This is a genomic window from Mesorhizobium sp. M1295, assembly GCF_040318135.1.
In the GTDB taxonomy this organism is placed as follows: Bacteria; Pseudomonadota; Alphaproteobacteria; order Rhizobiales; family Rhizobiaceae; genus Mesorhizobium.
The window spans coordinates 53,917-70,895 of record NZ_JAMYLU010000010.1 but is presented as its reverse complement, the minus strand read 5'-3'; the positions used below and the strand labels follow the sequence as shown (position 1 = coordinate 70,895).

The following is a 16,979-nucleotide window of genomic DNA, read 5'->3' as shown; positions in this document are numbered from 1 at the left end:
GTTCCGGAAAAAAGGGCTTCGTTTGCCTTTTCGTTCGCAATCCGCCGAAAAGCTTGCCAAAAATTACCATCGCGCGGAAAATACGTCAATAGTGCTGACATAATTTCCTGCTTCACACGGAGAAAAGATGACGAGCCACGCAGCCGCAGAGCCGATCAGGACGGCGATCACCGACGAGGATGGCATCGATTTCGCCATCATCGAGTTGTTCTTCTTCGCCTATCGCGACTTTACCTCCGATCCGGACCAGATCCTGGCCGACTACGCTTTTGGCCGTGCTCATCACCGGGTTCTGCATTTTGTCAATCGCCGGCCCGGCCTGACGGTCGCCGAGCTCCTCGACGTGCTCAAGATCACCAAGCAGAGCCTGGCGCGCGTGCTCAAGCAACTGATCGACACCGACCATATCGTGCAATTGCAGGGCCCTCGCGACCGCCGCCAGCGCGAGCTTTATCCGACGGCCAAGGGCCGTGCGCTGGCGCTGGCACTGGCGCGGCCACAGTCGCGCCGCATCCATGCTGCATTGGAGGATTCCGGAGCCACCGAACGCGCCGTTATCGAACGGTTCCTTGAGGCGATGGTCAATCCGGAACTAAGGGCGCAGATCGACATTGTGCCCGCAAAGATGTCAGGGAAAAGCCATGGAGACCATTGAGAGGGTTGATCATCCGACAGCACCGGAAGACGACGCGCCGCATCTGCTGGTGGTCGACGACGACACCCGAATCCGCAATCTTCTGAAACAGTATCTGACCGAAAACGGTTTTCGCGTCACCGTTGCCGGAAATTCCGGCGAGGCGCGGCGCAAGCTCACCGGCCTCGATTTCGATCTGATCGTGCTCGACGTCATGATGCCGGGTGAAAGCGGCGTCGATCTCACCAAGGCGCTGCGGGCGGAAAAAAACGTACCGATCCTGATGCTCACCGCACTGTCCGAAACCGACAGCCGGATCACCGGGCTCGAGGCCGGCGCCGACGACTATCTGCCAAAACCGTTCGACCCGCGCGAGCTGATCCTGCGCATCAACAATATCTTGCGCCGCGGCGGCCCCGCGACGACGCCCAAGGTCGAACAGCTGGTCTTCGGCCCCTATACCTTCCAGATCGCCAGGCGTGAGCTGAAGCGCGGCGGCGAGGCGCTCAAGCTGACGGACCGCGAGCAGGAAATCCTGGCGATCTTCGCTGCGCGTGCCGGCGAAACGATACCGCGGCATGAGCTTGTCGGCGACGAGTCCGAGGTCGGCGAGCGCACGATCGACGTCCAGATCAACCGGCTGCGCCGCAAGATCGAACGCGATCCGTCCAATCCGGTCTGGCTGCAGACCGTGCGCGGTATTGGGTATCGGCTCAGCGTGGAATAGAATGCCGCCGACAGCGGTCCTTTGCTGGGCCGCCGGTGAGCGAAAAGACGAATGGCGACCACGCAACTCGAACGGCCGGAAGATGGCGGCTTGAGCGCCCGCGCGACGCGGGCGCTGAAGGCCGTGCCGCGCGCTTGGAACCGTTTCTGGCGCCTGGTGTCGCTTTACATGCCGAAGCGGCTCTATGCCCGCTCGCTGATCATCGTCATCGCGCCAATGATCATGCTGCAGTCGGTCGTCGCCTTTGTCTTCATGGAGCGCCATTGGCAGACCGTGACGCAGCGCCTGTCGCAGGCCACGGTGCGCGACATCGCCGCCATCATCGACCTGATAGAGACCTATCCGCACGACGCCGACTACGCCAACGTCATCCGCATCGCCCAGGATCGCATGCAGTTGAAGGTCGACCTCCTGCCGCCAGACCCACTGCCGCCACCCGGGCCAAAGCCGTTCTTCTCGATCCTCGACGAGATCCTTTCGTCCGAGATCACCCGCCAGATCAACCGTCCGTTCTGGATCGATACGGTCGGCAATTCAAATATCGTCGAGGTCCGCGTCCAGCTCGAGAACAAGGTGCTGCGGGTCTTCGTGCGCCGCAGCCAGGCCTATGCATCGAACACCCATATTTTCCTGATCTGGATGGTCGGCACCTCACTGGTGCTGCTGATGATCGCCATTCCCTTCCTGCGCAACCAGATCCGGCCGATTCTGACGCTGGCCGAGGCGGCCGAGAGCTTCGGCAAAGGCCGGCCGATGCCTCGCGATTTTCGCCCGCGCGGCGCCGAGGAAGTCCGCCGCGCCGGCTTTGCCTTCATCCAGATGCGCGAACGCATCGAACGCCAGCTCGAGCAGCGCACCGCCATGCTGAGCGGCGTCAGCCACGATCTGAGGACCATCCTCACCCGCTTCAAGCTGCAATTGGCGCTGGCCGGGACCAAGGCGGCCGACACCCAGGCACTCGACCAGGATATCGACGACATGCAGTCGATGCTGGAAGGCTACCTTGCCTTTGCACGCGGCGAAGCATCGGAAGACGCCGGCCGGTTCGACCTCGAAGCCTTCTTCGACAAGCTTCGCGAGGAAGCCGCGCTGCGCAAGCGCAAGCTGTCGACCGTGCTTGCCGGCGATCCGCATGTCCATGTGCGCCCCAATGCCTTTGCCCGGCTGCTGTCCAACGTCGTCGGCAATGCATTCCGCTATGCCAAGACGGTGGAGATCAATGCCAATCATGGACGCGGTTCGCTGCTCGTCACTATCGACGATGACGGTCCGGGCATTCCGCCCGAAAAGCGGGAGGATGTATTCAAGCCTTTCGTGCGGTTGGACGAGGCCCGCAACCTCGACGCCAGCGGCACCGGCCTTGGCCTTTCCATCGCACGCGACATTGCCCGCAGCCATGGCGGCGACATCGTCCTCGAACGCAGCCCGCTCGGCGGCCTGCGGGCGGTGATCAAGGTTCCGGCTTGACGGGAGCGAGGCCGGCCTTCATCCGCCCGTCATGAAACCATGGTGAAGAGCGCCAATGAAGCGCGCGATCCTGATTGATTCGGCCCTGCGGCCTCATTTCGACCCCGCGCCTGCCCGGGTGCGCTGGTGCGAGGCCAGAGCGGCGGCGTGGTCGCCGTTCAGGCATCGCGGCAAAGCAATCAAGCTCTCCGCCAAGGGACCGCCATGCGCATCCTGATGGTCACCGATGCCTGGCGCCCGCAAGTCAACGGCGTCGTCCACACGCTGGAGCGCCTCTCGGAGACTTTGAAATCCTTCGATGTCGAGACGGACTTCCTGACGCCGAACATCTTTCGCACCCTGCCTCTGCCGACCTATCCCGACATCAGGCTGGCGCTGACGACGCCGCACCGCGTGGCGCAGCTGATCGAGGCACGCAAGGCGGATCACATCCATATCGTCACCGAAGGACCGCTCGGCATTATGGCGCGGCGCTACTGCCGCAACGCCGGCCGTCCGTTCACGACCAGCTATCACACACGTTTTCCGGAATATCTGAGCGCGCGTCTGCCGGTGCCAGAAGCATGGGCCTATCGCTGGCTGCGCGATTTCCATAATTCAGGACAGGGCACGCTGGTCGCCACCCAGTCGCTTGCCGACGATCTTGCGGCACGCGGCTTCACCAAGCTTCGGCCATGGACGCGTGGCGTCGATACCGATCATTTTCGGCCGGATAAAAGAAAGGACCTGGGGCTTCCGGGACCGATCTTCCTCTGCGTCGGCCGCGTCGCGATCGAGAAGAACCTGCCGGCTTTCCTCGACCTGGACCTGCCCGGCAGCAAGGTGGTTGTCGGCGAAGGGCCGGAATTGGCGAAGCTGAAGGCCAGATATCCCGATACCCATTTTCTCGGCCATCGCCCGAACGACGAACTGGCCGAGATCTACGCCTCGGCCGACGTCTTCGTCTTCCCCAGCCGCACCGACACATTCGGCAACGTCATTATCGAGTCGTTGGCCAGCGGCACGCCTGTCGCAGCCTATCCCGTCACCGGGCCGATCGATATTGTGGGCGACGGCATAGGCGGCGCAGTCTCGCAAGAGCTGAGGCAAGCAGCGCTCGCCGCGCTTCTCGTCGACCGCACCGAGGCGCGGCAACGTGCTATGCGCTACAGCTGGAAGGCCTGTGCAGAAATGTTCATGGAAACGGTCGAAGGAGCACTGGGTACCACGCGAAAACTGGCCGCCTGAGCAAACCGCAGTTAGAATAACCTGCCGCCGTCCGGCACCTTGTGCTCGATCGCGCCGAGGACGACGGCGCCCTCTTCATCGGGAAAACCGAGCGTCAGCACTTCCGACATGAATGGCCCGATTTGACGCGGCGGGAAATTGACCACCGCGAACACCTGCCGGCCGATCAGGCTTTCAGGTGTATAGTATTTCGTGATCTGGGCCGAGGATTTCTTCACCCCGATCACGGGACCGAAATCGATTTTCAACTTGATCGCCGGCTTGCGCGCCTCGGGAAAAGGCTCGGCCTCGACGATCGTGCCGGCGCGGATGTCGACGCGGTCGAAATCGGCGAAGCTGATCTCGGTTTTTCTCGCGTTGCTCGAACCCATCGACGGTCAGGCGTTTCCGTAGGTTTCGAACAGCACGCCGGCCAGCGCGTCCTTGGCCGAAGTCCCCGACCAGACGACGAACTGGAAGGCCTGAAAATAGCATTCGCAGGCTTCCAGCGCCGACGACAGCAGCACCTCGACCTGCTGGCTCGACGGCTCAACCCCACCGGCCAGCAGCAGCGACTGGCGGAACATGATGGCGCCTTCCTGCTCCCAGAGGTCGAAATGCCCAAACAGCATCTGTTCGTTGATCAGCGAAAGCAGCCGCATCACCTCGAGCGCGCGCGCCTCAGGCACCTTGATGTCGAAAGCGCAGGCCAGGTGCAGCGCCTCGTAGTCCTCCATCCAGGAGAATGAAACGTGGTAGTCGGTCCAGCTTCCGGCGACCGAGATCGAGATCTCGTCATCGCCGGCCCGCTCGAAGGACCAATCGTTGTTGTGCGCCACCTGCTCGATAACATCCACCGGATGGATTTCGCGGGAGAATTCGAGTTCGAGAAGTTCCATGAAATGCTTCCTGTCGTTCTGGGAGCGCCACCACACGCTCCGCGGGAGAGGCACACTCGAACAATTCTGCCTAGAACTCGGACGGCCAGGACTTCGTCAACGCAAAGACCCCGGACCGGACCCCACCGCCCGGCGCATGACCCTGCTCCGAATCATGCAACAAATTCAGTCTATTGATCGGGAGTCGCGTGACCAGCCCAATTTTTCGCACTGCGTCATTCGCATGTGGAAAGGCGCTGTCGGAAAGATCCACGCAGTACCGGTAAGCGATTCACGACAAAGCGCTTTTTGCGATCCGGCTTTGTGGAAAAGTTTAACGAATATTTTTTGTTATTTTTTTGCACGCGGCTTTGCCGAAGCCGCAGGCGCTGCCTGACCGGTCATTTCGGCAAGCTTGGCCTCGAGCGCTTCGATGCGAGCAGCGAGGCGGGTGTTTTCTTCCCTGGCCTTCGCCGCCATGTCGCGAGCGGCCTCGAATTCCTCGCGCTGCACGACGTCCATGGAGTTGAGTATCCGCTCGGCCTGGCCCCTGAAGGCGGTCTCCACCTCGCGCCGCACGCCTTGCGCGGCACCGGCTGCGTCGGTCATCAGCTTGGCGAATTCATCGAGAATGCGGTTCGGTCCGGTCGCCATGGCAAATCCTCGCTTGGTCGAATTGACGTAGTGGCGCACGATGCGGAATGCAAGCATATGCTCGCCTTGACCCTGCCAAAACCCTGCCGCATGGTCCGCGCCCGAACCTGACCGGAACCGGGAGACCCTGTTGAGCGAATATTTGCTGCCGCTGGCTGCCCTGCCCTTCCCCAACATCGATCCGGTCATCGTCCGGATCGGACCGCTGGCGGTGCATTGGTACGGCGTCGGCTACATCGTCGGCATCCTGTTCGCCTGGTGGTATGCCAAGCGCCTCGTCACCAACCCGAAACTCTGGCCCGACGGCACCCTGCCGATGAAGCCCGTGGATCTCGACGACTTCATCGTCTGGGCGGCCATCGGCGTGGTGCTCGGCGGACGCACCGGCTACGTGTTGTTCTACGACCTGCCGCGTTACATCGCCAATCCGCTCGATGTCGTCGCCGTCTGGCAGGGCGGCATGTCGTTTCATGGCGGCCTGCTCGGCGTCATTCTCGCCATGACGCTGTTTTCCCGGGCGCGTGGCATCCGCACATGGTCGCTGTTCGACGTTGTTGCCGCCGGCGTGCCGGTGGGGCTTGGCCTCGTTCGCCTGGCAAACTTCATCAATTCCGAACTATGGGGCCGGCCGACCGACGTTCCATGGGCATTCGAATTCCCCAATGGCGGCCCATTTGCACGCCATCCGAGCCAGATCTACGAGGCGCTGCTCGAAGGGCTGGTGTTGTTCCTTGTCCTGCGCTTTCTCACTCATTCGCGGCTCAAGCTGAAGACGCCGCGCTTCGTCGGCGGCGCCTTCATTGCCGGCTATGGCGCCTCGCGCGTCTTCGTCGAATTCTTCCGCGAGCCCGACCAGCAGCTCGGCTATCTCCTTGGCACGAGCTGGCTCACCATGGGCATGGTGCTGTCGCTGCCGATGGTGCTGGCCGGCATCTGGGCGATGGCTACAGCCAAGCCGGTGACAAAACCGCAGCCCGCATGACGCCGCTGAAGACACGCATCGCCGAGCTGATCGGTGCGGTGGGACCGATCCCCATCAGCGAATACATGGCGCTCTGCCTGTTCGATCCGCAGGACGGCTATTATACGACACGCGAGCCGTTCGGCGCCGCCGGCGACTTCGTCACCGCGCCGGAGATCAGCCAGATGTTTGGCGAGCTGGTCGCCGTCTGGCTCTACCAGGCATGGCTGGCGATCGGCCGGCCGACGCCGGTCGCCATCGCCGAAATAGGCCCCGGCCGCGGCACGCTGATGAGAGATATGCTGCGCACGCTTTCGCGGCTCGATCCGACGCTTACCGCCAGCGCATCATTCGCCTTGATCGAGACCAGTCCGCGGTTGACCGAGGTCCAGAAACGGACGCTTGCCGGGACGTCGGCCACCATCGCCTGGAATGAAACCATCGACACACTACCGCAGGGGCAGCTTCTGATTGTTGGCAACGAGCTGTTTGACGCGGTGCCTATTCGCCAGTTCGTCCGCGCCGGAGCCGGCTGGCGCGAACGGATGATCGGTCTCGACGATGCGAACCGGCTGCGCTTTTTCGTCGGCGCCGGCTCGCTCGATCCGATGCTGCTGCCGGAGGGTGCCGAGAATGCGCCGCAAGGTGCGATCGTCGAGGTGGCGCCGGCCCGCGCCGCTCTGATGGCGGCCATCGCCGGGCGACTTGCCGGATTTGGCGGCGCCGGCCTGTTTCTCGACTACGGTCACCTCCAGCCCGGCATCGGCGACACCTTGCAGGCCTTGCGCAAGCACGATCATGAGGACGTGCTGGCCAATCCGGGGGAGGCCGATCTCACCGCCCATGTCGATTTCGCTGCCCTCGCGGCAACCGTTCGGGCACACAGCCTCGATGCCCACCTCTCCACGCAAGGTGAATTCCTGCTCAAAATGGGGCTTCTCGAACGAGCTGGCCGGCTCGGCGCCAATGCCGATCAGGCAGCTCGTGAAAAGATCGCGGCCGACGTCGAGCGCCTCGCCGGTCAGCAGGCCATGGGCGAGCTCTTCAAGGTGCTTGCCATCCTTCCTTCCGGCATTGCCGTTCCGCCGTTCGCAAGCGCGGATTGACTTTTCGCTGTCGCCTCTACCACTCTCCCCTCTCCGGCTGCGCCCGACATCAACTGCACTCGCCTTCAACTGCGCCCGCCTTCAACTCGCCTACCTTCAACTTGCCTACCTTCAACTCGCCGCCTTCAACGCGCTTGACGAAATCGCCCATACGGACAACAAAGCCGCCATGCTGAATCAGACCAAACCGGATCCCGTTCGGTCGCCCTTGCTGGAAACGGCGCAAGGCATCCGCCACGGCTACTTCACACGCGTCGGCGGCATTTCCAGCGGCATCTACCGGGGCCTCAACATCGGCACCGGATCGAGCGACGCCCAGACGCTGGTGCGCGAGAATCGCCGCCGCGTCGCCGAATGGATGGGCGTGGCGGCAAGCCATCTGCTGACTGCTCATCAGGTTCATTCGCCGGACGTCGTCATCGCCAGGGAACCTTTTGCCGGCGAGCGTCCCAAGGCCGACGCCATCGTCACCGACCGGCCGGGCATTGCCATCGGGGCCTCGACCGCCGATTGCGGACCGGTCCTCTTCGCTGACGCCGAGGCGTGCATTATCGGAGCCGCCCATGCCGGCTGGAAAGGCGCTTTCACGGGAGTGCTGGAAAACACCATCGCGGCAATGGAAAGCCTCGGCGCCCGGCGTGACCGCATCGTCGCAGTGCTCGGTCCTTCCATCGGCCCACAGAATTACGAAGTCGGACCGGAATTCGTCGCCCGCTTCGTCGACGCCGATGCCGGTAATGCCCGCTATTTCGCGCCCTCCGCAAATGCCGGACACGCGATGTTCGATCTCAACCGCTACACGGTCGACCGGCTGACCAAGGCTGGCGTCAATGCCGAAGGGCTCGGCCGCTGCACCTATGCCGAGGAAGAGCTTTTCTACTCCTATCGGCGCAGCACGCATCGCAACGAGCCCGACTACGGACGGCAGGTTTCGGCAATCGTTTTGGAGACTGACTGATGGCGCTGCATTTCGAACGCTCGGAATTCGACGCGCGGCGCGATCGACTGATGATCGAGATCGCCGAAAAGAAGCTCGACGCCGTCCTGCTGTTTGCGCAGGAAAGCATGTATTGGCTAACCGGCTACGACACGTTCGGCTTCTGCTTTTTCCAGTGCCTGGTGGTCAAGGCCGACGGCTCGATGGTACTGCTGACGCGTTCGGCCGATTTGCGCCAGGCACGCCACACCTCGATCATCGACAACATCGTTTTGTGGACGGATCGCAACGGCGCCAATCCGGCGGTCGACCTGCGCAATTTGCTCAACGAGCTTGACCTGCTCGGCGCCCGCATCGGCGTCGAATACGACACCCACGGCCTGACGGCATATAATGGCCGGCGCCTCGACGAGCAGTTGCAGACCTTCGGGCAGATCGCAGATGCCTCTGGCATTGTCAGCCGGCTGCGGCTGTTCAAGAGCCCGGCCGAAATCGCCAAGGCGGAAAAAGCCGCAAATCTGGCCGACGACGCGCTGGACGCAGCACTGCCGCTGATCAAGCAGGGCGGCGATGAGGCGCTGATCCTCGCCGCCATGCAAGGCGCGATCTTTGCCGGCGGCGGCGATTATCCGGCCAACGAGTTCATCATCGGCTCGGGCGTCGACGCCCTGCTCTGCCGCTACAAGGCCGGTCGCCGCAAGCTCACCAAGAACGACCAGCTGACACTCGAATGGGCCGGTGTCTTCCATCACTACCATGCGGCAATGATGCGCACGGTGTTGACCGGCAAGGTATCGAAACGCCACCAGGAATTGTTCGATGCCGCCCGCGCCGCGCTACTTGCAGTCGAGAAGGCGATGACACCTGGTAATACGTTCGGCGACGTGTTCGACGCCCATGCCCGCACGCTCGAAGCCCACAATTTGACCAAGCACCGGCTCAATGCCTGCGGTTATTCGCTCGGCGCCCGCTTCACCCCGTCCTGGATGGATATGCCGATGTTCTATCAGGGTAATCCCGAACCGATTGCGCCGAACATGACGCTGTTCGCCCATATGATCATCATGGACTCCGAAACCGAAACGGCGATGACGCTTGGCCGCACCTACCTGACGACCGAATCCCAGCCGAAGCCGCTGTCCCGCCATGATCTCGACTTGATCGTGCAGTGAATCCATAATGGAAAAAGTGTGAGGGGCGTTCGTCGCCAAGGAGTTTTCAGGCTAATGAGACGATCGCATGTGACGACCGTGTCATTGCTCGCGGCGCTGGCGCTGGCGGCTTGCACCAATGCGAAGGACGTTCTCGAACCCTCGGCCATCGCCCCGCAATCGACCCAATCCCTGCCCGGAGCCGGCGGCGCCGCAACGCCCCCCTCAACTGCGGCGCCGTCTTCCGGCACCGCGCCAACTGCAGATACAGCGCAGCCTCCGGCGGCAGCAGCCGTGCCGCCCGCCAAAAGCGCCGCTGCCATTGCGCGAACCCGGCTGCAGGTGGCGCCGATCGTCGGCGCCTCGGTAGAAGCCGCGACACCGCTGACCGCCGAGCTTCAGACACGCGCCAGGCAGCGTGGCATCACCTTGGCCGGTAGCACCGACCAGACCCCAACGCACGTGCTCAAGGGCTATTTCTCGACCATGACGGAAGGCAAGGACACCACCGTCATCTATGTCTGGGACATCTATGACCCGGCCGGCAACCGGCTGCATCGCATCAACGGCCAGCAGAAGGCGCCCTCCGTCGGTGGCGGCGAAGGCTGGGCGGCGGTCGCGCCGGCGACCATGCAGGCGATTGCCGACCAGACAATCGACCAGTTCGCCACCTGGCTTGGCGGCGGCGCCGGCTGACCTGGAGCATGATTCCGAAAAGTGGAATCCGGTTTTCGGAAAAGAGCATGCTCAGACTGAAAGATAGAAGCTATCCCGATTCTGTCGGCATCGAAGTGGACCTATCGCCGCATCGTCAAGCCGTAAGCGATTATTGAGATTAGCCGGCGGATTCCCATTCACGACGCTTGCAATACCGGCGCGGGCCGCTAAAAGCCCGACTAAGAGGCTGGAGTGCTATCGGAGTCTCTCAATCCTTCGCCAGGAACGGTGCATGAAGCTCTTCGCGGGCAATTCCAACAGGGTGCTGGCCGAATCAGTCGCCCGCTACCTCAACATTCCGCTGGGCAAGGCCAGCGTCAGGCGCTTCGCTGACCAGGAAATCTTCGTCGAGATCCAGGAGAACGTGCGAGGCGAGGACGTCTTCATCCTGCAGTCCACCTCGTTCCCGACCAACGATCATCTGATGGAACTGCTCATCATGATCGACGCCTTCATGCGCTCCTCGGCCAAGCGTATCACTGCGGTTATTCCTTATTTCGGCTATGCCAGGCAGGACCGCCGCGCCTCCGGCCGCACACCGATCTCGGCCAAGCTGGTAGCCAACATGATCACGCGGGCGGGCGTCAACCGGGTGCTGACGCTGGATCTGCATGCCGGGCAAATTCAGGGCTTCTTCGACATCCCGACCGACAATCTGTTTTCCGTGCCGGTGATGGCGCGTGACGTGAAGGCGAAATACAAGCAGCTCGCCAATGTCATGGTGGTGTCGCCGGATGTCGGCGGCGTGGTCCGCGCCCGTGCCCTCGCCAAGCGCATCGATGCCCAGTTGGCCATCGTCGACAAGCGTCGCGAGCGCCCCGGCGAATCGGAAGTCATGAACGTCATCGGTGACGTGCGCGGCAAGGATTGCCTGTTGATCGACGACATCATTGATTCGGGCGGCACGCTATGCAATGCGGCCGATGCGCTGCTTGCCGACGGCGCCACCAGTGTCACCGCCTATACTACCCATGGCGTTTTGTCCGGCGGCGCCATCGCCCGCATCGGCGCCTCGAAACTGCAGGAACTGGTCATCACCGATTCCATCCAGCCGACCCAGGCAGTGCTGGACGCCGCCAATATCCGCGTCATCTCCATCGCCGAACTGATGGGCGAGGCGATCTCCCGCACGGCAACCGAGGAATCGGTGTCGAGCCTGTTCGATTAATACATGTCGCGCAAAAGTGAGCAGCGGTTTTGCGACAACGACATGCATAAAACAAGACCCTAAAGCGCGTCGCATGAGACCGGTCGAACGCGACGCGCTTTAGGGCTGCGACTCAGGCCGAGCCGGACCGCTTATTCGCCGCACACCTTCACCAGCATCACGGGCGCCGCGCATGTAACCGCGTGGCGAGGCTCCCAGCATGCGCTTGAACATGGTGATGAACGCCGGCACGCTGTCATAGCCGAGATCGAGCGCCACCCTTGTGATCGGCTCGCCGTCGGCCAGCCGTGGCAGCGCCGCGAACAGACAGGCCTGCTGGCGCCAAGTCGACAGCGACAATCCGGTCTGGCGATGAAAGGCGCGGGTGAAAGAGCGGCGGCTCATGCCGACGATAGCGGCCCATTCATCGATCGTCGCGTGCGGTGACGGTGCCGAGACGAAGCGCCGGCACAGCGCTGCCAGCCTTGCGTCGGACGGGAACGGCAGTCCGAGTGGCCGTTGCGGCAGGTTCGGGATTTCGTGCAGCAGGAGCTTCATGATCAGCCCGCCCCGCCCCTCCAGCTCGGCGCCCTGCGGCAGCTTTTCCGATTCCACGATCAGGCTGTGCATCAGGTCGGTGATGCCGACGACGCGCAACCCGTCCGGCAGGCCGGGAATGGCCTCCGGCATCACATAGACGGAGCGCATGCTGACGTCGCCCAGCATCTCAACCGAGTGTTCGGTGCCGGCTGGGATCCACATCGCGTGGTCGGGGGGCACCATCCAGCGCCCATGCCGCGTCGTCACCAGCACGACACCGACCAGCGCGTGCAGCAACTGGCTGCGGCTGTGATGGTGCCGCGGCACGTGATAGCCGTCCGGATATTCGGTCGGCAGCGCCACCGCCGGCCCGACGGCCTGCTCCAGCCATTGCCAGCGACGCTCATGCAACAGCCCAAGATCGGTATCGCCCGCTCTGAACATTTCCCTGCCATGCGGCATCAGCTATGGCCCACTTGCGAAACTATTGGACCAAACCACGAAAGAAGTCGCATGACAAGCAACGTATAAGGCAGCCGGCCCATAAGACCGCCTGCGGGAGCGCCCGCCAAAAAGACCACGGAGCCTGCCTTGACCGATACCACAGCAACCGCCGACGCCAAGCCGGCAGCGGCCAGCCACATTTCAGCTCAGGCGACGGCCTTCACCGTCATCCTGGCGGTGAGCTTCTGCCATTGCATCAACGACATCATGCAGTCGCTGCTGTCGGCGATCTATCCGCTGCTGAAGGACAATTACGGTCTCGATTTCTGGCAGATCGGCCTTTTGACTTTCACCTTCCAGGTGACGGCATCCTTGCTGCAGCCGGTGATCGGCATGATTACCGACAAGCGGCCGATGCCGTATTCGCTGCCCTACGGCATGGCCTCTTCGTTGATCGGCCTGGTCGTGCTGGCCTATGCTGGACATTACTCGCTGCTCCTCATCGGCGCCTCGCTGATTGGCATTGGCTCGGCGATCTTCCACCCGGAATCCTCGCGCATCGCGCGCTTCGCCTCTGGTGGCAGGTTCGGCCTGGCACAGTCGCTGTTCCAGGTCGGCGGCAATTTCGGCCAGGCCATGGGGCCGCTGCTGGCAGCCTTCATCGTCGTGCCCTTCGGCCAGACCAGCATCGCCTGGTTCGCCGGCGGCTCGCTGATCGGCATCATCGTGCTGTGGCAGGTCGGCGGCTGGTACAGCCGCCTGCGTGCCGCGCAGAGCACCCGCAAGACGGCAGGCTTCGTCTCGCCCTTCCCGCGCCGCAAGGTGATGGGAGCGCTGCTGGTGCTGACGCTGCTGGTACTGACCAAGAACGCCTATATTTCCAGCCTTGCCAGCTATTATACCTTCTATTCCATCCATAAATTCGGCGTTTCAGTCCAGATGTCGCAAGTCATGCTGTTCCTGTTCCTCGGCGCCTCGGCCCTGGGCATCCTGCTCGGCGGCCCGTTCGGCGACCGCTACGGGCAGAAGGCGATGATCTGGTTCTCGATCGTCGGCGTGCTGCCCTTCACCCTGGCCCTGCCCTATGCCAATTTCGAGTGGACGATGGTTCTCACCGTGCTGATTGGCCTGATCCTGTCCTCGGCCTTCTCGAACATCGTCGTCTTCGCGCAGGAACTCGTGCCCGGCCGGGTCGGCATGATCGCCGGCATCTTTTTCGGCTTCGCCTTCGGCATGGGCGGCATCGCGGCCGCCGTGCTTGGCGTCGTCGCCGACATGAAAGGCATCGATTTCGTCTTCCAGGTCTGCTCGTATTTGCCGCTACTCGGGCTGCTGACGGTTTTTCTGCCTAACATGAAGGAAGCGAGGAAGGTGACCACGGTCGGGTGAAGCCCGGGTTCGGTTTCTAAGCGAATCCCCTCTTCCGACGCGCCCGTCCAGCCGCCTGCGGTTATTTGGGCCAGGCCCGGCGACGCCGATTTGGCGGCCGTCAGCCGCTTTCGTAGTTCGTTCCCTCTACACCCAGGCCTGCAGCTGCCCACTCGGGCAAGCCGCCTTCGAACCGGCGCGAGGCCCAGCCTCGTGCCCTCAGGATTGCCAAAGCGTCGGCCGACAGAACGCACTGGACCCCACGACAATAGGCGACAACGACCTTCTCTCGTGGAAGCTCCGCAAGCCGCTGCTCCAGCTCATCAGCGGGAATGTTGATCGCACCCGGCAAATGCCCCGTCGCGAATTCGTTCTGCGGCCTGACATCGAGCAGCACGACTTCGTCGTTTCGCATGCGGCGCACGAGTTCCTCGCGCGAGATGTTTTCCAGCCTGTCCGGCTGGCTAATGCTGTCGTTGATAAACTCACGGATCTGCTCGCGTCTATGGTTTGCAAGGCTTCGCAGCGCCGCGAACACGTTTTCGATTGGGCCATCTGCAAGCCGGTACAGAACGCGTTTTCCGTCTCGCCGGGTCTGCACCAGGCCCGCTCGCTTGAGATGTTGAAGATGCTGCGACGTATTCGCCAATGCGATCCCCGAAAGCTGCGTCAGCTGCTCGACGGCCAGTTCGCCATCGGCAATGTGACGCAGCAGAACCAGCCGGTGGGCATGCCCCAAGGTGCGGGCGAGATCCGCTACTTCGTCGAAGATCGGGTGGTGAACGTCCGTGCTTTTCATATGACTTGGCTAGCATTAATCAATCAATCAATCAATATGTTGAATGATTGATTCTAATTGGTTAATGTCTGACGGGTGAAACAGGAGAGCAAAAATGTTGGAGTTCGTTGTCCGTGCGGCCGTCATTGGTATCGGCGCGACAGCCCTGATGGACCTTTGGGGATGGTTTCTGAAGCGAATGCTCGCGATTCCATCGCTTGATTACGCCTGGGTCGGCCGCTGGATCGGACACTTTCCGCGTGGCCGTTTCGCGCACGCGAATATCGCGCAAGCTGCTCGCGTTCGCGGCGAAACCGCCATTGGATGGAGCGCACATTACGCGACCGGCATCGTATTTGCCGCGGCGCTGATTGGAGTGTGGAGCCTCGACTGGGCACGGCACCCGACAGTGCTTCCGGCCCTGTTGGTCGGCGTCTGCACCATCGTCGCCCCGTTCTTCGTGATGCAACCGGCTTTTGGGATCGGCATCGCGGCTTCGAAAGTTCCCAATCCGCGCACTGCGCGCCTGCGCAGCCTTATGACCCATCTGTCCTTTGGCGTCGGACTGTACATTGCAGCATTGCTTTCGGCACTGCCGTTTCCGGCCTGACATTGATGGGACACGGTCCGTCCCTGGGCACCTTCCGCCCCGCTTGCACCTCGCGCCGCCTTCCGCTATAGAGCCGCCACCCGCGTAGACACCCTTGGAGGCAACGCGGCGGAAGGCCGCCTTCCCGCATGATCCCGAACAAAGGTCCGCTCATGCGGCTGCCGGCTTTCGGACATCCAGGCCTGGCGGCTTTCGACGTTTACGGCCCGGCACGTTGCCGGCCGCGAACGCTCCAGAACAACGCGAAAGGAAATGCCATGAGCCACGATACTTACGAGCTCAAGGCCGAAGCGCGCGAACAGGTCGGTAAGGGGTCCGCCCGTGCAGTTCGCCGCAACGGTAAAGTGCCTGCAGTGATTTACGGCGACAAGCAGCCTCCCCTGGCGATTGCGCTGACCTATAAGGACATCTACTACAAGATCCATGGCGGCGGGTTTCTGACCACGGTCGCCACGATCGATGTCGACGGCAACAAGATCCAGGTTCTGCCCAAGGACTTCCAGCTCGACCCGGTCAAGGATTTCCCGGTCCATGTCGATTTCCTGCGCATCGGCAAGGACACCGAAGTCAATGTCGACGTGCCCGTGCACTTCATCAATGAAGACAAGTCGCCCGGCATCAAGCGCGGCGGCGTGCTCAACATCGTGCGCCACGAGGTCGAATTCCACTGCCCGGCCAATGCGATCCCGGATTTCATCACCATCGATCTCACCGGCACCGATATTGGCGATTCGATCCACATTTCGGCCGTCACCTTGCCGGCCGGCGTCAAGCCGGTGATCTCCGACCGTGACTTCACTATCGCGACCATTGCCGGCTCCTCGGCGATGAAGCCGGAGGCCGTAGAAGAGACGACTGAAGCGGCTGCGCCCGAAGCGGCTCCTGCCGCCGAAGAGAAGTAACCCCTTCCCGCCCGGAGGCGACGATGCTTGTCTTTGCAGGCCTCGGCAATCCGGGCGCGAAATACGCCAACAACCGGCACAATGTCGGCTTCATGGCGGCGGACGCGATCGCCCGCCGCCATTCCTTTTCGCCCTGGTCGAAGAAATTCCAGGGGCTGATCGCCGAAGGCACGCTTGCCGGCGACAAGGTGATCCTGATCAAGCCGCAGACCTTCATGAACCTGTCCGGCCAATCGGTCGGCGAAGCCTTGCGCTTCTATAAGCTCGGCCCTTCGGCGCTGACTGTCTTTTATGACGAGATCGACCTTGCCGCCGGCAAGGTTCGGGTCAAGGTCGGTGGCGGTTCCGGCGGCCACAACGGTATCCGCTCGCTCGACCAGCACGTCGGCAAGGATTTTCGCCGTGTGCGCATCGGCGTCGGCCACCCCGGCGTCAAGGAAATGGTGCACGGCCATGTGCTCGGCGATTTCGCCAAGGGCGACCGCGAATGGCTGGACGTGCTGCTCGACGCAATCGCCGATGGTGCCGGATTGCTTGCCAAGGGCGACGACAATTCGTTCATGAATCGCGTGACGCTGGCGCTGCGCGAGAAGCTCACGCCGACGGGCGACGACGACCGCCCGCCACCCAAGGCGCCAAAGGTGCAAAGCCATGTCCGCCAGGCGCGGCCGCAGCAGCCAGCGGCCAAGCTGCCCGAAACCGGCCCGATGGCGGCGATGCTGAAGAAGCTTTTTGGCGGCAAGGACTGAGCC

At 62.5% G+C, this 16,979-nt stretch carries 19 protein-coding genes; 14 read left to right on the top strand and 5 right to left on the bottom strand.

From position 1 onward, the window contains the following. Positions 1-127: 127 nt before the first annotated feature. From NKH29_RS15915 to NKH29_RS15900, 4 genes are all read left to right on the top strand, one after another. Positions 128-655: a MarR family winged helix-turn-helix transcriptional regulator gene (locus tag NKH29_RS15915; protein ID WP_353000092.1), complete on the top strand. Its 528-nt coding sequence runs from the start codon at positions 128-130 to the stop codon at positions 653-655. Beyond that, the gene (locus NKH29_RS15910) at positions 642-1,361 is read left to right on the top strand and encodes a response regulator (RefSeq protein ID WP_023719183.1); all 720 of its coding nucleotides are present in this window, start codon (positions 642-644) and stop codon (positions 1,359-1,361) included. The genes NKH29_RS15915 and NKH29_RS15910 overlap by 14 nt, the downstream gene beginning before the upstream one ends. Before the next feature lie 51 nt (positions 1,362-1,412). Then, the gene (locus NKH29_RS15905) at positions 1,413-2,828 is read left to right on the top strand and encodes an ATP-binding protein (protein ID WP_023719184.1); all 1,416 of its coding nucleotides are present in this window, start codon (positions 1,413-1,415) and stop codon (positions 2,826-2,828) included. Between the two features lie 204 nt (positions 2,829-3,032). Next, complete coding sequence (locus tag NKH29_RS15900; RefSeq protein ID WP_023719185.1) at positions 3,033-4,055, top strand: glycosyltransferase family 4 protein; 1,023 nt, start codon at positions 3,033-3,035, stop codon at positions 4,053-4,055. A gap of 11 nt (positions 4,056-4,066) precedes the next feature. On the opposite strand, the gene NKH29_RS15895 is transcribed toward NKH29_RS15900, so the two are convergent. From NKH29_RS15895 to NKH29_RS15885, 3 genes are all read right to left on the bottom strand, one after another. Beyond that, positions 4,067-4,426 (bottom strand): tRNA-binding protein, encoded by a 360-nt coding sequence (locus NKH29_RS15895; protein ID WP_352483084.1) that lies wholly within the window; start codon positions 4,424-4,426, stop codon positions 4,067-4,069. A gap of 6 nt (positions 4,427-4,432) precedes the next feature. Beyond that, positions 4,433-4,933, bottom strand: a complete 501-nt coding sequence (locus NKH29_RS15890) for a type III secretion system chaperone family protein (RefSeq protein WP_023678420.1) — start codon at positions 4,931-4,933, stop codon at positions 4,433-4,435. 330 nt (positions 4,934-5,263) lie between these two features. Beyond that, positions 5,264-5,566: an accessory factor UbiK family protein gene (locus NKH29_RS15885; RefSeq protein ID WP_023719187.1), complete on the bottom strand. Its 303-nt coding sequence runs from the start codon at positions 5,564-5,566 to the stop codon at positions 5,264-5,266. 130 nt (positions 5,567-5,696) lie between these two features. On the opposite strand from NKH29_RS15885, the gene lgt reads away from it, so the two are divergent. The 6 genes from lgt to NKH29_RS15855 all read left to right on the top strand — a co-directional run bounded on the left by lgt (position 5,697) and on the right by NKH29_RS15855 (position 11,606). Further along, positions 5,697-6,548, top strand: a complete 852-nt coding sequence (gene lgt / locus NKH29_RS15880) for a prolipoprotein diacylglyceryl transferase (protein WP_352483082.1) — start codon at positions 5,697-5,699, stop codon at positions 6,546-6,548. Further along, entirely contained in the window at positions 6,545-7,633 is a 1,089-nt protein-coding gene (locus tag NKH29_RS15875; protein WP_353000090.1) for a class I SAM-dependent methyltransferase, read from the top strand. The genes lgt and NKH29_RS15875 overlap by 4 nt, the downstream gene beginning before the upstream one ends. Before the next feature lie 169 nt (positions 7,634-7,802). Continuing rightward, positions 7,803-8,591 (top strand): peptidoglycan editing factor PgeF, encoded by a 789-nt coding sequence (gene pgeF, locus NKH29_RS15870; protein ID WP_352910508.1) that lies wholly within the window; start codon positions 7,803-7,805, stop codon positions 8,589-8,591. Next, positions 8,591-9,742, top strand: coding sequence for a M24 family metallopeptidase (locus NKH29_RS15865; protein ID WP_023678425.1), 1,152 nt, complete (start codon positions 8,591-8,593; stop codon positions 9,740-9,742). Before pgeF ends, NKH29_RS15865 begins: the two co-directional genes overlap by 1 nt. A 54-nt stretch (positions 9,743-9,796) precedes the next feature. Continuing rightward, positions 9,797-10,417, top strand: a complete 621-nt coding sequence (locus tag NKH29_RS15860) for a hypothetical protein (protein ID WP_352591747.1) — start codon at positions 9,797-9,799, stop codon at positions 10,415-10,417. A gap of 253 nt (positions 10,418-10,670) precedes the next feature. Continuing rightward, a complete protein-coding gene (locus tag NKH29_RS15855) occupies positions 10,671-11,606 on the top strand; it encodes a ribose-phosphate pyrophosphokinase (RefSeq protein ID WP_023678427.1) in 936 nt (311 codons plus the stop codon). 99 nt (positions 11,607-11,705) lie between these two features. Here the strand turns inward: NKH29_RS15855 and NKH29_RS15850 are convergent, their stop codons facing one another. Continuing rightward, positions 11,706-12,587, bottom strand: a complete 882-nt coding sequence (locus NKH29_RS15850) for an AraC family transcriptional regulator (RefSeq protein WP_023719192.1) — start codon at positions 12,585-12,587, stop codon at positions 11,706-11,708. 129 nt (positions 12,588-12,716) lie between these two features. On the opposite strand from NKH29_RS15850, the gene NKH29_RS15845 reads away from it, so the two are divergent. Next, positions 12,717-13,958 carry an MFS transporter gene (locus NKH29_RS15845; RefSeq protein WP_353000088.1) on the top strand — a complete coding sequence of 414 codons (1,242 nt, stop codon included), beginning with the start codon at positions 12,717-12,719 and terminating at the stop codon, positions 13,956-13,958. Positions 13,959-14,058: 100 nt separating this feature from the next. Here NKH29_RS15845 and NKH29_RS15840 read toward each other — a convergent pair whose 3' ends face one another. Further along, positions 14,059-14,736: an ArsR/SmtB family transcription factor gene (locus NKH29_RS15840; RefSeq protein ID WP_352787744.1), complete on the bottom strand. Its 678-nt coding sequence runs from the start codon at positions 14,734-14,736 to the stop codon at positions 14,059-14,061. Positions 14,737-14,830: 94 nt separating this feature from the next. On the opposite strand from NKH29_RS15840, the gene NKH29_RS15835 reads away from it, so the two are divergent. The 3 genes from NKH29_RS15835 (at position 14,831) to pth (ending at position 16,976) form a co-directional block, all read left to right on the top strand. Further along, positions 14,831-15,325: a DUF2938 domain-containing protein gene (locus NKH29_RS15835; protein WP_023719195.1), complete on the top strand. Its 495-nt coding sequence runs from the start codon at positions 14,831-14,833 to the stop codon at positions 15,323-15,325. 257 nt (positions 15,326-15,582) lie between these two features. Beyond that, positions 15,583-16,227 (top strand): 50S ribosomal protein L25/general stress protein Ctc, encoded by a 645-nt coding sequence (locus tag NKH29_RS15830; RefSeq protein WP_023719196.1) that lies wholly within the window; start codon positions 15,583-15,585, stop codon positions 16,225-16,227. 23 nt (positions 16,228-16,250) lie between these two features. Further along, positions 16,251-16,976 carry an aminoacyl-tRNA hydrolase gene (gene pth / locus NKH29_RS15825; protein WP_352496088.1) on the top strand — a complete coding sequence of 242 codons (726 nt, stop codon included), beginning with the start codon at positions 16,251-16,253 and terminating at the stop codon, positions 16,974-16,976. The last annotated feature ends 3 nt before the right edge of the window (positions 16,977-16,979 follow it).

Excerpts from the sequence above, each read along its gene's own strand:
- NKH29_RS15875 (WP_353000090.1), top strand. The coding sequence starts at position 6,545 with ATGACGCCGCTGAAGACACGCATCGCCGAGCTGATCGGTGCGGTGGGA.
- NKH29_RS15850 (WP_023719192.1), bottom strand. The coding sequence starts at position 12,587 with ATGCCGCATGGCAGGGAAATGTTCAGAGCGGGCGATACCGATCTTGGG.
- NKH29_RS15915 (WP_353000092.1), top strand. The coding sequence starts at position 128 with ATGACGAGCCACGCAGCCGCAGAGCCGATCAGGACGGCGATCACCGAC.
- pgeF (WP_352910508.1), top strand. The coding sequence starts at position 7,803 with ATGCTGAATCAGACCAAACCGGATCCCGTTCGGTCGCCCTTGCTGGAA.
- pth (WP_352496088.1), top strand. The coding sequence starts at position 16,251 with ATGCTTGTCTTTGCAGGCCTCGGCAATCCGGGCGCGAAATACGCCAAC.
- NKH29_RS15855 (WP_023678427.1), top strand. The coding sequence starts at position 10,671 with ATGAAGCTCTTCGCGGGCAATTCCAACAGGGTGCTGGCCGAATCAGTC.
- NKH29_RS15890 (WP_023678420.1), bottom strand. The coding sequence starts at position 4,933 with ATGGAACTTCTCGAACTCGAATTCTCCCGCGAAATCCATCCGGTGGAT.
- NKH29_RS15910 (WP_023719183.1), top strand. The coding sequence starts at position 642 with ATGGAGACCATTGAGAGGGTTGATCATCCGACAGCACCGGAAGACGAC.
- NKH29_RS15900 (WP_023719185.1), top strand. The coding sequence starts at position 3,033 with ATGCGCATCCTGATGGTCACCGATGCCTGGCGCCCGCAAGTCAACGGC.
- NKH29_RS15830 (WP_023719196.1), top strand. The coding sequence starts at position 15,583 with ATGAGCCACGATACTTACGAGCTCAAGGCCGAAGCGCGCGAACAGGTC.
- NKH29_RS15895 (WP_352483084.1), bottom strand. The coding sequence starts at position 4,426 with ATGGGTTCGAGCAACGCGAGAAAAACCGAGATCAGCTTCGCCGATTTC.
- NKH29_RS15905 (WP_023719184.1), top strand. The coding sequence starts at position 1,413 with ATGGCGACCACGCAACTCGAACGGCCGGAAGATGGCGGCTTGAGCGCC.
- NKH29_RS15835 (WP_023719195.1), top strand. The coding sequence starts at position 14,831 with ATGTTGGAGTTCGTTGTCCGTGCGGCCGTCATTGGTATCGGCGCGACA.
- NKH29_RS15865 (WP_023678425.1), top strand. The coding sequence starts at position 8,591 with ATGGCGCTGCATTTCGAACGCTCGGAATTCGACGCGCGGCGCGATCGA.
- NKH29_RS15840 (WP_352787744.1), bottom strand. The coding sequence starts at position 14,736 with ATGAAAAGCACGGACGTTCACCACCCGATCTTCGACGAAGTAGCGGAT.
- NKH29_RS15860 (WP_352591747.1), top strand. The coding sequence starts at position 9,797 with ATGAGACGATCGCATGTGACGACCGTGTCATTGCTCGCGGCGCTGGCG.
- NKH29_RS15885 (WP_023719187.1), bottom strand. The coding sequence starts at position 5,566 with ATGGCGACCGGACCGAACCGCATTCTCGATGAATTCGCCAAGCTGATG.